Consider the following 13,453-nt stretch of genomic DNA (forward strand, 5'->3'; position numbering starts at 1 on the left):
CGGGTGGGTGGCGTCGATGACCGCGTCCACCCGTTCGCCGCGCAGCCAGTCGGCCAGCCCGTCCGGGCCGCCGAAGCCGCCGATCCTCACCTCCCCTGCGGGCAGCCGGGGTTGGGCGACCCGGCCGGCCAGCGAACTGGTGACCCGCAGGGACGGCAGCTCGACGAGTGCGGCGGCCAGCGCCCGCCCCTCCGTCGTCCCGCCGAGGATCAGGACGTGCCGGGTCATGGGGTTCACGCCCCGCAGGGCTCGTGCGGGCGTTCGCGCTCAGCCGAGTAGAGGTGGCTGTCGCGGAACTGCTCGGCGGCCAGGGTCCGGCCGACCAGGATGACGGCGGTGCGGACCACGCCCGAGGCCTTGACCTGTTCGGCGATGTCGGCGAGGGTGCCGCGCAGCACCAGCTCGTCCGGCCGGCTGGCCATCGCGACGACGGCGGCCGGGCAGTCGGCGCCGTAGTGCGGGAGCAGCTGCTCGACGACGTCGTCCACGTAGCCGGCGGCCAGGTGCAGCACCAGCAGGGCGCCGCTGCGGCCGAGGGTGGCCAGGTCCTCGCCCTCGGGCATCGGGGTGGCGCGCTTGGCGATCCGGGTGAGGATGACGGTCTGGCCGACGGTCGGGACGGTCAACTCCCGCTTGAGCGCGGCCGCTGCGGCGGCGAAGGCGGGCACGCCGGGGACGATCTCGTACGGCACGCCGGCCGCGTCGAGGCGGCGCATCTGCTCGGCGACGGCGGAGAAGACGGACGGGTCGCCGGAGTGCAGCCGGGCCACGTCCTGTCCGGCCTGGTGCGCGCGGACCAGCTCGGCGATGATCTGGTCCAGGTTGAGCTGCGCGGTGTCGACGAGGCGGGCGCCGGGCGGGCATTCGTCGAGGAGCTCGCGCGGTACCAGGCTGCCGGCGTAGAGGCAGACCTCGGCGCGGGCCAGGAGGCGCTGGCCGCGCAGGGTGATCAGGTCGGCGGCGCCGGGGCCGGCTCCGATGAAGTGGACGGTCACGACGCGTTCTCCTGAGGGGTGTTGGGCTTGACGGCGGACCACTGGGTGACCGGCATGGCCTGCCGCCACCCGGTGAAGCCGCCCACCGGGACGGCGTGCGCGACGGCGAGCTTGACGAGCTCCCCGCCGTGGCGCCGGTACCACTGGGTGAGCAGCGCCTCGGATTCCAGCGTCACGGTGTTGGCGACCAGCCGGCCGCCCGGCCGCAGGGCGGCCCAGCAACTGTCCAGCAGGCCGGTCGCGGTGAGGCCGCCGCCGATGAACACCGCGTCGGGGGCGGGGAGTTCGGCGAGCGCGGCGGGGGCCGGGCCGGTCACCACGCGCAGTCGTGGCACGCCCAGGGCGGCGGCGTTGCGGGCGATCCGTTCGGCCCGCACCGGGTCGCGTTCGATGCTGACGGCCTGGCAGTCGCGGTGCGCGCGCAGCCACTCGACGGCGATCGAGCCGGAGCCGCCGCCGACGTCCCAGAGCAGTTCGCCGGGGGAGGGGGCGAGGGCGGCGAGGGTGGCGGCGCGCACGTGCCGCTTGGTGAGCTGGCCGTCGCTCTCGTAGGCGGCGTCGGGCAGGCCGGGGACGAGCGAGTTGCGGGGGCCGTCGCCGAGGTCGACCGCGATGACGTTCAGCGGGTCGCCGGGTGGGTGCGGCCAGCCGTCGGCGGTGCCGTCGAGCCGGCGTTCGGCCGGGCCGCCGAGCTGTTCGAGCACCCGCAGACGGGCGGCGCCGTAGCCGTGCGCGGTGAGCAGCCCGGCGACGGCGGCCGGGGTCGCGGCGTCGGCGCTCAGCACGAGCAGGCGGCGGCCGGGGTTCAGGGCCAGGGCGAGGGTGTCCAGCGGGCGGCCGACCAGGCTGACCACCTCGGTGGACTCCAGCGGCCAGCCGAGTCGGGCGCAGGCGTGGGAGACGGAGGAGGGGTGCGGCAGGACGCGCAGCCGCCCGGCGCCGACCGTCTCGGCGAGGGTGCGGCCGATGCCGTAGAACATCGGGTCGCCGCTGGCCAGGACGGCGACCCGGCGGTCCGCGTGCGCGGCGAACAGCCCGGGGACGGCCGGGCGCAGCGGGGACGGCCACGGGACGCGCGCGGCGGCGACCTCGTCGCGGGGGAGGAGGTCCAGCTGCCGGGGGCCGCCGACGACCACCTCGGCTGCCCGCAGGGCGGCCCGGCCGGCGGTGGAGAGGCCGGGCCAGCCGTCGGCCCCGATCCCGACGACGGTGATCGGGGGTGGCAGCTCGGGCACCGGGTGGCTCCTGTCGTTCGGCGGGCGCCGTGAGTAGAAAAAATAACTATCGGGGCAGCCTACCTGGCGGTATCCGGCCGCCCGTCTCCCGCCCGTTCCCCGCTACCGGTCCGCCCAGTCCCCCGAGTCGATCACCGCGGGCCGTTCCCGTAGCCGGCTCTCGACGACGGGCCCGGCGAAGTACACCCAGGCCTCCCGCACCTCGCCCGCCGCCGTCCGCACCGGCAGCCGCCGCCGTACGTACAGGCCCGTCCCGTCCGCCCGGCAGTCCTCCAGCCGGTCCAGCGCCGCGAGCGCGCCCGCGTACGCGCCGGGCCGTACGGTGATCAGCTCGCCCACGATCCGGCGCCCGGGCGTCGCGTCCGGCACCGCGTACGGGTACCCGGGGCCGTCGTGCAGTGTGGCGCCGTCCAGCACGGCCGGGCGGATGTCGGTGCAGCGTCCGGCCAGGTGGGCGGCGTGGTTGCGGCCGCCGCTGCGCAGGGTGCCGTAGACGAAGAACGGCAGGGCCTCCTCGGACACGGGTTCGACCTCTCGGCTGGGGGAGCGCCCACGGTACGTCCTCGCGCCCGCGCCGCGATAGCGCCTCTTGCCTCGTGCGTCCCGTGCCCCGCGCCCCGCGTCCCGTGCCCCGCGCCCCGTGCCCCGCGCGTCCGCCGGACGGTGGGCGTCAGGCGGCGTCCGGGGCGGTCCGTGCGTAGGTCAGGACGACGTTGCCGCGCTCGAAGACGCGGCTGTCGGTGAGCGTGAAGGCGCGGGGCCCGAACTCCGCGCGGAACAGCGGGATGCCCGATCCGACCACCACCGGGTACTGCTTGATGATCAACTCGTCGATCTCGGGCAGCAGATGGCCGGCCAGGTCGGCGCCGCCGCAGAGCCAGATGCCGAGCCCGTCCTGCTGCTTCAGCCGGCGGACGAGGGCCACCGGGTCCTCCGCAGTGACCTCCACCGCCGGGTCCGGGCTGGTGCCGAGGGTGCGGGAGACCACGATCTGCCGCAGGTGGGCGTAGGGGCTGGTGAGGCCCACGGCCAGCCCCGGTGCGTAGGTGCCGCGGCCCATGACGACGGTGTCGAAGCGCTTGTTGGGTGCCTCCGCGATGCCGAACGCCGCGCGGCCGGGGGTGGGGATGGTCTCCGGGTACTCGGCGAAGAGCGTCGAGGTGTAGTCCTCGGTGAGGAACGGCGCGAAGAAGTCGAAGCTGTCGTCCGGGCCGGCGATGAAGCCGTCGATGGTGGTGCCGATGAAGTAGGTGAGCTTGCGCATGCAGGTCCTTTGGGGTCGGGAAGCGGCGCGGGCCGTGCGGCCCGCCGCCTAACCACTCCGACTATAGTACTCCAGTTGTAGTGGTTGCCAAGGTGTTTTCGGACCCGGGCGCCCCGGCCCCCGAAAACCCCGCGAGAGAGAATCGACCCATGGTCCAGAACCCCGCCCGCCGCACCGCCCTCGCCGACGCCGCCATCGAGGTCCTCGCCCGCGAGGGCGCCCGCGGCCTCACCTTCCGCGCGGTCGACGTGCAGGCCGGCGTCCCCAACGGCACGGCCTCCAACTACTTCGCCAACCGCGACCACCTGCTCCACCAGACCGCCCGGCACATCCACCACCGGCTCACCCCGGACCCGGCCGTCATCGCCGACCTGCTGCGGGCCCCGCGTGACCGCGCTCTGGTCGCCGCCCTGATGCGCGACCTGATCCGCCGCATCTCCGCCGACCGGGCCGGCTACCTCGCGATGCTCGAACTGCGCCTGGAAGCCACCCGCCGCCCCGGCCTGCGGGCCCAGCTCACCGGCACCATCCGCGAGCAGCTGGAGGCCAACGTCGCCTACCACCTCGACGGAGGACTGCCCGGCGACCGCGAGACCGTCCTCGTCCTCTACCTCGCGATGACCGGCCTGATCGTCGAACACCTCACCCTGCCCGAGGTGTTGGGCACCGACACCCTGCCCGCCCTGCTCGACACCATCGTCGAGCGAATCGTCCCCGCGACCTGACCCTGTCGGCCTCGCGTTTCGGCGGGCGAGGGGGCGGCTGTGCCGGAGGGGGTGTCAGAGGGTGTGCGGGGGCCTGCCCGTCCACCAGTTGCCGGGGGCGTCGGGGTCGCGGCTGGTCCAGAACTCGATGATGGCGCTGGTGAACTCGGCTGCGGAGAGGGTGCCGTCGCCGTCGCGGTCGAGGTGGCGGAAGGCCTCGTCGGCGTCGTCGCGGGAGAGGCCGGCGAAGTGGCCGCGCTGGAAGACGAAGAACTCGCCGGCGTCGACCGTTCCGCTGCGGTCGGTGTCGGCGACGGCGAGGAAGGCGTCGGCGAGTGCGCCGAAGCTGGTCCGCGCGGCCTCGGGGTCGTCGGAGAGGGCGCCGGTCGAGCGGACGAACTGTTCGCGGGTGATCGCCTCGGTGCCGGCGGGCAGGTGGGCCAGGTGCAGGTCGTGCCAGACCGTCAGGTAGGCGCGGACGATGACGGCCTCGGCCTCCGAGCCCTCCTGGTGGCCGAGCGAGCGGGCGACGGCGATGCCCATGAGGACGTGGTCCCGTTCGGTGAGGAGTCCGTCGCCGTCGGCGTCGAGGTGGTCGAACCCGTGGTTGATCTTTGCTGTGAGCAGGTCGTCCGACAATGTGCCCCCTCGGTTGGCGATCACTACGACACGTCGCCAGCACGCTAGTGCCTGGAGTCGCGCTCGCGCAGCCGAACGACGGGTGAACGGCCACACGAGCGCGACTCGAAGGCGAGGTTGCTAGCCGTCCTGGTGCTCGGCCCAGACGTACGCCTCGGGGAGCAGGTCGAGGACGGGCAGGGCGAGCAGTTCCGTTCCCCGCTTGACGATGATCTCGACCGTCGGGAAGTAGTCGAGCAGCACCTGCCGGCAGCGGCCGCACGGCGGCACGACGCCCCGGCCCCGGTCGCCGACCGCGACGACCGTGGTGAGGTCGTACGCGCCCTGGCCGGCGGCCGCGCCGATGAGGACGAGCTCCGCGCACGGGCCGCCGGTGAAGTGGTAGGCGTTCAAGGCCGTGACGATCCGCCCGTCGGCGTTGCGTCCGGCGGCCGCGACGGTGTGGTTGTCGCCCCGGGAGAAGCGCTGGGCCACCGCCCGGGCGGCCTCGACGAGCTCCTGGTCGACGGCTGCGCGGTCTCCTGCGGGGTCGGATTGATCGCTGGCGGACATATTCGCTGGGACTCCTTGATCGCACATGACAGGCTTCGATCATGGACCGACCGCCCCTGATCGTGCCAACGCTTTGCGCGGGCTCCTTCATCCTTCGCCCCTGGCGCCTCACCGACCTCGCCGTGGTCCGGGAGGCGGGCACCGACCCGTACATCCCGCTGGTCACCACCGTCCCGGCCGCCTCCGCCGGGTACGACGACGAGCGCCGGGACATGCACCTCTACGCACTCCTCCCCACCGACCCCCGCGAGGCCACCGACCCCCGCGAGGACCGGTCCCCGCGCTAGTGCACCGCCGCCAGCAGCTCCCGGGTGTACTCGGTGTGCGGCGCGCTGAACAGGCGGTCGCGGTCGGTGGACTCGACCAGCCGGCCCCGGTGCATCACGGCCACCCGGTCGCAGAAGTGCCGCACCACGGCGAGGTCGTGCGAGACGAACAGGAAGGCGACGCCGAGGCGTTCGCGCAGCTCCATCAGCAGGTTGAGCACCTGCGCCTGGACCGAGACGTCGAGGGCCGACACCGGTTCGTCCGCGATGATCAGGCGCGGCTGCGGGGCGAGGGCCCGAGCGATGCCGATCCGCTGGCGCTGTCCGCCGGAGAATTCGTGCGGGTAGCGGTCCAGGTGGGCGGCGGGCAGCCCGACCTGGTCCAGCAGTTCGGCCGAGCGCTCCCGCCGCTGGGCCGCGTCGAGTGAGGTGTGCAGGCGCAGCGGGGTGTCGAGGGTCTGGGCGACGGTGCGGCGCGGGTTGAGGGAGGCGTACGGGTCCTGGAAGACCAGCTGGATCTCCCGGCTGAGCCGGCGCCGCAGCTCCCGGCTTGGGCGGGTGACGTCCTGGCCGTCGTACAGGACCGTTCCCGAGGTGGGCTGTTGGAGGCCGGCCAGGACGCGGGCGGTGGTGGACTTGCCGGAGCCGGACTCGCCGACCAGTCCGAGCGTCTCGCCGGGGGCGATCCGCAGTCCTACGCCCTCCACCGCCCGGACGGGCTCGGCGCGCAGGCTGGGAAGGCGGCGCCGCCCGGGGAAGTGGACGGCGAGGTCCGCCACCTCGACGAGCCAGCGCTCGGGGTGCCCGACCGTCCGGGGCGCGAATTCGGCGATGGGTGACGGATCGTCAACTGTTGGCAGCGGCGAGCCGGGTACGGAGTCGAGGGTGAGCGCCGCCCCGACCAGTGCGCGGGTGTACGGCTCGCGCGGCGCGGCCAGCAGCTCGGCGGTCGGCGCGGACTCGACCTCGACGCCGCCGCGCAGCACGAGCGTGCGGTCCGTCGTCCCGGCGACCACGCCGAGGTCGTGGCTGACCAGCAGCACCGCCGTGCCGTGCTCGCGCTGCAACTCGCCGAGCAGGTCGAGGACTTGCCGCTGCACCCGGGAGTCCAGGGCGGTGGTGGGCTCGTCGGCGATCAGCACCTGCGGGTCGTTCATCAGTGCCATGGCGATCATCACCCGCTGGCGCATCCCGCCGGAGAACTGGTGCGGGAAGTCGCGCACCCGGGCGGCCGGGATGCCGACCCGGTCGAGCATCGCGGCGGCCCGTCGGCGGGCCTCGGCGCGGCCGGCGCCGGGGTGGTGCAGCCGGTACATCTCGGCGAGTTGGGCGCCGACGCCGTGGAAGGGGCTGAGCGAGGTGAGCGCGTCCTGGAAGACCAGCGCGGCCCGGCCGCCCCGGACCGGGCGCAGCGTGGACTCCGTCGCACCCACCAACTCCTGCCCGCCCAGCCGGATCGAGCCGGTGACGGTGGTGGTGCGCGGGTCGTGCAGGCCGAGGACGGCGAGGCCGGTGGCCGACTTGCCGGAGCCCGACTCGCCGACCAGGCCGAGGACTTCACCGGCGGCGAGGTCGAAGGAGAGCCCCCGGACGGCGGTCACGGGCGCCCCGCCGCGCGGGTCGGCGAAGGTGACGGTCAGATCGCGAACGCTCAGCACGGGCTCTGCGGAGGGCGCGGCACCAGGCCCAGGAGCGGCCTCCGACACGGCTCCGGGCGCGGCTCCGGGCGCGCCCCCGGACACGGATTCAACAGTGGACGTCATCGAACGGCTCCAGTCAGCTCAGGCGGATTCGCGGGTCGAGCCAGGCCACCACCAGGTCGGCCAGCGCGACGAACAGCACCACGAAGCAGGCGGCCAGCAGCACCGCGCCGACCACCGCAGGCAGGTCCTGCCCGGACACCGCCTGGGCGGCGAACCGTCCGACCCCGTTCAGCCCGAACACCGTCTCGGTGATGACCGCCCCGCCGAGCAGCACCCCGGCCTCCAGGCCGAGCAGTTGCACCAGCGGTCCGGCGGCGCCGCGCGAGGTGTACTTGAGGTGGGCGCGCAGCCGGCCGAGGCCCTTGCCGCGCGCCGTGCGGACGTACTCCTCGTTCATCGTCTCCAGCAGCTGGGAGCGTGAAAGCCGGGCGAACACGGCGGAGTTGACGAAGCCGAGGACGAGCCAGGGGAGCAGCAGCCCGCCCGCCCAGGCCGCGAGGTCCTCGGTCGGCGGGGTGTAGGAGGGCAGTGGCAGCAGACCGGTGGAGTAGACCAGTGCCCACTGGGCGACGTATCCGAGGAAGTAGATCTGCACGCTGGCGCCGACGAGGGTGAAGCCGGAGAGCAGCCGGTCGGTGCGGCCGCCGTGCCGCAGCGCGGAGACGAACCCGGTGCCGAGGCCGAGCACCAGCAGGACGGCGAGGGCGCCGGCGGTGAGCGAGAAGGTGACCGGCAGGTGGTCGGCCAGGGCCTCGGTGACGGGCTGGTGCAGCCGGTAGGAGTAGCCGAGGCAGGGCGCGTCGCAGTGGATGACCGAGCCGTCCACGTCGCTGATGTCGCGCCCGGCGACGACCCCGGTGAGGTAGTCGGTGTACTGGGTGAGCAGCGGCTGGTCCAGGCCCATGCTCTGGCGCACCGCCGCGACTTGGCCGCTGTCGCAGCGCGGGCCGCAGGCGGCGCGGGCCGGGTCGGCGGGCGCGGCGTAGAAGAGGGCGAAGGCGGCGGCGGAGACCGCGACCAGGACGGCGAGGGCCTGGAGGGTCCGCCGCAGGGCGAAGGAGAGCATGGCCGGTCCGGGGTCGACGGGACGGGGAGGCGTGCGCGAGGGCTACGTGGAGCACACGGGGAGTGCAGGACTTCAGGGGCCCGCCCCCGCACCGACCGGCGCGGGGGCGGGTACGGCGGTCAGGACTTCAGGTACAGCCACGCCAGGCTGACCGTGCCGTAGATGGGGTGGATGAACGCCCCGCCGACGTTGGAGCCGCGTACCTGGTTGACGTTCGCGTAGACGAACGGCAGCACCGGGACGTCCTGCATCACGGTCTTCTCCAGCGCGTACAGCTCCTTGGCCTTGGCGCGCGGCTCGCCGATCTGGTTGATCCGGTCGATCTCCTTGTCCACCGCCGGGTTGCGGTAGCGCGCGGAGTTGAGGTCGCTGCCGGCGCGGCCGTCGAAGGAGAACGGGATCAGCGTGGACGGGGTCGGCCAGTCGACGGAGGAGGTCTCCTCGAACAGGTCGTACGGGGAGTCGGCGCGGTGCACCTCGTCCAGGAACGCCTTGGGGTCGATCGGCTTGGGCACGATGGTGATGCCCGACTTGGCGAAGCCGTCCACCAGCACCTGCGCGGTGCGCTGCGCGTCCGGGGTGTTCTTGTACCCATAGGTCAGGTTCGTCGGCGCCTGCTTGGCCTTGGCGAGCGCGGCCTTGGCGGCCTCCGGGTCGCCTTCGGGCTTGACCGGGTAGAGGTCGTACTTCTCCCAGTCGATCAGCGCCGGCGAGCTGAGCGTGCTGGCGAGTTCGCCGATCCGGGAGCCGCCCTGGACCTGGCGGGCCTGCTGGCGGGGGTAGCCGAGGTGCAGGGCCTTGCGGACCTCGACGTCCGGTACCCGCTCGTTGTTGATCACCAGCTGGGTGACGAAGGCGCCCTGGCGCCCGGAGACGACCAGGTCCTTGGCCTTCGGGTCGGTGTCGGCGGTCTGGTACAGCTCGGGGGAGAGCACGTCGGAGGCGGTGGTGGCGCTGGCGCCGCCGTCGCGCCCGGACAGGATCTCCTGGTTGATGTTGAGCGCCTCCTTGCCGAACGTGAAGACGAACTTGTCCGGGTACTGGCTGCGGATCGGGTCGGTCTCGGCCTTCCAGGCGGGGTTGCGCTCCAGCACCATGCGGGTGTTCTGGACGTGCTCGACGATCCGGTAGGGGCCGGTGGCGAACGGCTGCCGGTCGTAGTCCGTCCCGGTGTCCTTGTCCCGGCGCACCGGCGAGGACGAGGACTGCGCGGCCATGTACGGGACGTCGGCCTGCGGCTGCGGGAAGTGGAAGACGAGGGTGTGCTCGTCGGGCGTCTCGATCGCGGCAAGGTCGCCGTCCTGCGGGCCGGCGTACTTGGCGCGCGCCGCCTCGTAGCTGGCCTCGCCGGTGAGCCACTGCGGCCAGTACGGCGGGCCGACCTCGTAGCCCTTGCCGAAGCTGCGCTCGATGCCGTACTTGACGTCCTGGGAGGTGATCGGCTTGCCGTCCTCCCAGGCCACGCCGTCCTTGAGCCGGTACGTCCAGGTGCGCCCGCCGTCGCCGGAGGTGCCGGTGTCGGTCGCCAGGTCGCCGACCAACTTGGCCTTGCCGTCGACAACCTGATACTGCGTCAGCTGGCGGCCCCAGAGCAGTGAGGCGTTGTACGTCGCGCCCGCGTAGACCTTCTGCGGGTCGAGGTGGCGGAACTCGACGCTGTTGTACACGTTGACGGTGCCGCCCACGCGGGCGCCGGCAACGGCGGGGGCCGGGCCGGCGCTCTCCTTCTCGCCGCCGAGCGCGGCGGTCAGCGGGGACGTCTCCTTGGCGGCCGCCCCGGCGGGCGCCGGGCCGGTGCCCGCGCCGGCCGAGCAGGCGGTCGCCAGCAGGGCGGTGGCGACGACGGCGAGGGACGGTCTGGTCCAGCGCATGGCGAATCTCTCCTTGCCCCGGGAGTCGGGGCGGGTCGGGGCGGGCTTGGGGTGATGGACGGAGGAGGACGGGGGCTCAGCGGGCGGCGCGCGGGTCCAGCGCGTCCCGGACGGCATCGCCGAGCAGGTTGAAGGCGAGCACGAAGAGCAGCAGGGCGACACCGGGGAAGACCATGTAGGTCGGATCGGCCTGGAAGACCTCGGAGCCACGGGAGATCATCCGCCCCCAGTCCGGGATCGGCTCCGTGATGCCGACGCCGAGGAAGGACAGCACCGCTTCGGAGGCGACGAAGGTCGGCACCGCCATGGTGGCGTGCACCAGCAGCTGCGAGCGGACGTTCGGCAGCAGTTCGTGGACGACGACATGGAATCGGCCGGCGCCCTGGGCCCGGGCGGACTGCACGAAATCCCTTTCCCGGAGCGACCGCACGGTGGCCCGCAGGGAAAGCGCGAGCGGAATCCAGCCGAACGCGGAGAAGACCAGGATCAGCACCAGGAACTGCATCCACTCCGGTTCCGCGGCGCCCGGATCGACCAGCCGGGACTGGATGACGGGGCTCAGCGCGAGGAGCAGGAGCAGGGTCGGAAAGGCCAGCAGCACGTTGGCCAGGAAGCCGAACAGCCGGTCGGCGATCCCGCCGAGGTAGCCGACCGCGACCCCGGCCAGCACGCCGAGCGTGGTGGTCACGGCGGCGGAGGCGAAGGCGATCAGCAGCGAGGTGCGGATGCCGTAGAGCAGCTGGGTCAGGACGTCCCGGCCGAGCCCTGGCTCCAGGCCGAACCAGAAGTCGCCCGAGATGCCGCCGTTCGGCAGGACGGGCAGGCCGCTGTCGCTGAGCAGGCCGGGGGAGTTCTGGCCGTAGTGCTCGACCGGGTTCTTCCCGTACAGGGCGGCGATCAGCGGGGCGGCGAGGGCGAGCAGCAGGAAGAGCAGGACGACGGCGAGGGCGGCGGCGCCGACCCGGTCGCGCAGGAGCCGGCCGAGCAGCCTCGGCGCGGCGGGTGCGGGGACGGAGCCCGCTGCTGTTTCGACCACGGCCATGAGAGGCGTACTCCCCGAATTCTCCGCCGCCCTGTGGGTGAGGGTGCGCTGGTGTGCATTTCCGAACCGGCCCCCGGGGGTTTCCCGTCGGCCGTTCGAGCGCCATCAGACCGGATGTGCGGGGAGGTCCGCAAATCACCTCCGGCGGTTTTCCCCGGCATTGTTTCGGCGCGTATTGCGGCTTCATTCGGCGTCATTGCGCCGCAATACCGGCGTTGCAGAAGAACGGACATCGAGGGGCGAAACGGGCGTGCCGTCCCGAATCCTGAGATCTCCGCCACATCCCCCCGGGCATTGGTACGATCCCGGGGAGCCGCGACTGGCGCGCACGGATGGAACCGACCATCGGGAAGCGGCTCCGTGCACCCGCACGACAGTTGCCGAGCGCCTGGGCCGTCCGTACTCGTCCGTGCACCACGAGGAGACCGCCTTGGCCACCCCGCACACCCCTCATGCCGTTGAGGCCGCTCAGGCCCCGCACACCGCCGCCGGCGCGGCCGCCGACACCGCCTTCCGCAGCGCCCTCGACGTGGTCGCCGGCGTGGAGCCGCGGATCGCCGCCGCCATCGGCCAGGAGCTGGAGGACCAGCGCGCCTCGCTCAAGCTGATCGCCAGCGAGAACTACGCCTCCCCGGCCGTCCTGCTCGCCATGGGCAACTGGCTCAGCGACAAGTACGCCGAGGGCACCGCGGGCCGGCGCTTCTACGCGGGCTGCCGCAATGTCGACACCGTCGAGACCGTCGCCGCCGAGCACGCCCGCGCCCTGTTCGGCGCCGACCACGCCTACGTCCAGCCGCACTCCGGCATCGACGCCAACCTCACCGCCTTCTGGGCCGTCCTCTCCCAGCGGGTGGAGAGCCCGGCGCTGGAGCGGGCCAAGGTCCGGGGCGTCAACGACCTCACCGAGCAGGACTGGGCGCAGCTGCGCCAGTCGCTCGGCAACCAGCGGATGCTCGGCATGTCCCTGGACGCCGGGGGCCACCTCACCCACGGCTTCCGACCCAACATCTCGGGCAAGATGTTCGACCAGCGCAGCTACGGCACCGACCCGGCCACCGGCCTGATCGACTACGACGCGCTGCGCGAGACCGCCCGGGAGTTCCGCCCGCTGATCCTGGTCGCCGGCTACTCCGCCTACCCTCGACTGGTCGACTTCCGGCGGATGCGCGAGATCGCGGACGAGGTCGGCGCAACCCTCATGGTCGACATGGCGCACTTCGCCGGCCTCGTCGCGGGCAAGGTGCTGACCGGCGACCACGACCCCGTCCAGCACGCCCAGATCGTCACCACGACCACCCACAAGTCGCTGCGCGGCCCGCGCGGCGGCATGGTGCTGTGCGACACCGAACTGGCCGAACACGTCGACCGCGGCTGCCCGTTGGTGCTCGGCGGACCGCTCTCGCACGTCATGGCCGCCAAGGCGGTCGCCTTCGCCGAGGCCCGCCGACCCGAGTTCCAGACCTACGCCCACGCCGTCGTGGACAACGCCCGGGCGCTCGCCGAGGGCCTGCTGCGCCGCGGCGGCCGGCTGGTCACCGGCGGCACCGACAACCACCTCGTCCTCGCCGACGTCTCCGGCTACGGCCTGACGGGCCGTCAGGCGGAGGCGGCGCTGCTGGACTCGGGCGTCGTCACCAACCGCAACTCCGTCCCGCAGGACCCGAACGGCGCCTGGTACACCTCGGGCGTGCGCCTCGGCACCCCGGCCCTCACCACCCGCGGCCTCGGCACCGCCGAGATGGACGAGATCGCCGCCCTGATCGACACCGTCCTGCGCGCCACCACTCCGACCACCACCGCGGGCGGCGCCCCCTCCAAGGCCCAGTACCGCCTCGACGACGCCGTGCGCGACGGCGTCGCCAAGCGCGCCACCGACCTCCTCGCCCCCTTCCCCCTCTACCCGGGCGTCGACCTCACCTGACCGGCCGCACCTGACCGGCCCCGCCTGACCGACCTCACCTGACCGGTCCCGTCCAACCGCCCTCGATGCCCGAACCCCCCGGGGCCCCCGCCCCCCGAGGGGGGGGGCCGGGGCGGGGGGCGCTGGGGGGCCCCCCCCGGGGGGGCGGGGTGGTGTTTGGGGGGCGTGTTATGGGGGTTTACACACGCCCGCGTG

The 13,453-nt window shown here is 73.4% G+C and carries 14 protein-coding genes and 1 riboswitch; of the genes, 3 read left to right on the forward strand and 11 right to left on the reverse strand.

The annotated features are described in order from the left end of the window. The 5 genes from ACFV6I_RS28820 to ACFV6I_RS28840 form a co-directional block, all read right to left on the reverse strand. Positions 1-228 (reverse strand): precorrin-6A/cobalt-precorrin-6A reductase (locus ACFV6I_RS28820; protein WP_380428425.1); only part of this gene is annotated, 228 nt, incomplete at its 3' end. Between the two features lie 5 nt (positions 229-233). Then, positions 234-995: a precorrin-4 C(11)-methyltransferase gene (gene cobM / locus ACFV6I_RS28825; protein WP_380373850.1), complete on the reverse strand. Its 762-nt coding sequence runs from the start codon at positions 993-995 to the stop codon at positions 234-236. After that, entirely contained in the window at positions 992-2,230 is a 1,239-nt protein-coding gene (gene cbiE / locus ACFV6I_RS28830) for a precorrin-6y C5,15-methyltransferase (decarboxylating) subunit CbiE (protein ID WP_380428427.1), read from the reverse strand. Before cbiE ends, cobM begins: the two co-directional genes overlap by 4 nt. 102 nt (positions 2,231-2,332) lie before the next feature. Next, the gene (locus ACFV6I_RS28835) at positions 2,333-2,752 is read right to left on the reverse strand and encodes a gamma-glutamylcyclotransferase family protein (protein WP_380428429.1); all 420 of its coding nucleotides are present in this window, start codon (positions 2,750-2,752) and stop codon (positions 2,333-2,335) included. Between the two features lie 148 nt (positions 2,753-2,900). Further along, a complete protein-coding gene (locus tag ACFV6I_RS28840) occupies positions 2,901-3,494 on the reverse strand; it encodes a dihydrofolate reductase family protein (protein ID WP_380428431.1) in 594 nt (197 codons plus the stop codon). A 149-nt stretch (positions 3,495-3,643) separates the two neighbouring features. Between ACFV6I_RS28840 and ACFV6I_RS28845 the strand changes: the two genes are divergently transcribed. Continuing rightward, the gene (locus tag ACFV6I_RS28845) at positions 3,644-4,219 is read left to right on the forward strand and encodes a TetR family transcriptional regulator (protein WP_363367271.1); all 576 of its coding nucleotides are present in this window, start codon (positions 3,644-3,646) and stop codon (positions 4,217-4,219) included. A gap of 54 nt (positions 4,220-4,273) precedes the next feature. On the opposite strand, the gene ACFV6I_RS28850 is transcribed toward ACFV6I_RS28845, so the two are convergent. Continuing rightward, the gene (locus ACFV6I_RS28850; RefSeq protein WP_063350081.1) at positions 4,274-4,837 is read right to left on the reverse strand and encodes an EF-hand domain-containing protein; all 564 of its coding nucleotides are present in this window, start codon (positions 4,835-4,837) and stop codon (positions 4,274-4,276) included. A gap of 120 nt (positions 4,838-4,957) precedes the next feature. Beyond that, a complete protein-coding gene (locus tag ACFV6I_RS28855; RefSeq protein WP_380428434.1) occupies positions 4,958-5,389 on the reverse strand; it encodes a cytidine deaminase family protein in 432 nt (143 codons plus the stop codon). Between the two features lie 41 nt (positions 5,390-5,430). Here ACFV6I_RS28855 and ACFV6I_RS28860 point away from each other — a divergent pair, with 41 nt between their 5' ends. Next, the gene (locus ACFV6I_RS28860) at positions 5,431-5,676 is read left to right on the forward strand and encodes a hypothetical protein (protein WP_380428436.1); all 246 of its coding nucleotides are present in this window, start codon (positions 5,431-5,433) and stop codon (positions 5,674-5,676) included. Here ACFV6I_RS28860 and ACFV6I_RS28865 read toward each other — a convergent pair. From ACFV6I_RS28865 to ACFV6I_RS28880, 4 genes are all read right to left on the reverse strand, one after another. Beyond that, entirely contained in the window at positions 5,673-7,313 is a 1,641-nt protein-coding gene (locus tag ACFV6I_RS28865; RefSeq protein WP_380428438.1) for a dipeptide ABC transporter ATP-binding protein, read from the reverse strand. The two genes, ACFV6I_RS28860 and ACFV6I_RS28865, sit on opposite strands and share 4 nt — an antisense overlap. Positions 7,314-7,431: 118 nt before the next feature. Next, the gene (locus ACFV6I_RS28870) at positions 7,432-8,424 is read right to left on the reverse strand and encodes an ABC transporter permease (RefSeq protein ID WP_063350084.1); all 993 of its coding nucleotides are present in this window, start codon (positions 8,422-8,424) and stop codon (positions 7,432-7,434) included. 119 nt (positions 8,425-8,543) lie between these two features. Next, on the reverse strand, positions 8,544-10,295 hold the full coding sequence (locus tag ACFV6I_RS28875) for an ABC transporter substrate-binding protein (protein ID WP_380428440.1): 1,752 nt from the start codon (positions 10,293-10,295) through the stop codon (positions 8,544-8,546). 76 nt (positions 10,296-10,371) lie between these two features. Then, positions 10,372-11,337 (reverse strand): ABC transporter permease, encoded by a 966-nt coding sequence (locus ACFV6I_RS28880; protein WP_363367281.1) that lies wholly within the window; start codon positions 11,335-11,337, stop codon positions 10,372-10,374. A gap of 305 nt (positions 11,338-11,642) precedes the next feature. Further along, positions 11,643-11,738: riboswitch (ZMP/ZTP riboswitch) on the forward strand. Between the two features lie 29 nt (positions 11,739-11,767). Here ACFV6I_RS28880 and ACFV6I_RS28885 point away from each other — a divergent pair. Beyond that, positions 11,768-13,258: a glycine hydroxymethyltransferase gene (locus ACFV6I_RS28885; protein WP_380428442.1), complete on the forward strand. Its 1,491-nt coding sequence runs from the start codon at positions 11,768-11,770 to the stop codon at positions 13,256-13,258. Positions 13,259-13,453: the final 195 nt, after the last annotated feature.

The organism is Kitasatospora sp. NPDC059803, assembly GCF_042732255.1.
Taxonomy (GTDB): Bacteria; Actinomycetota; Actinomycetes; order Streptomycetales; family Streptomycetaceae; genus Kitasatospora.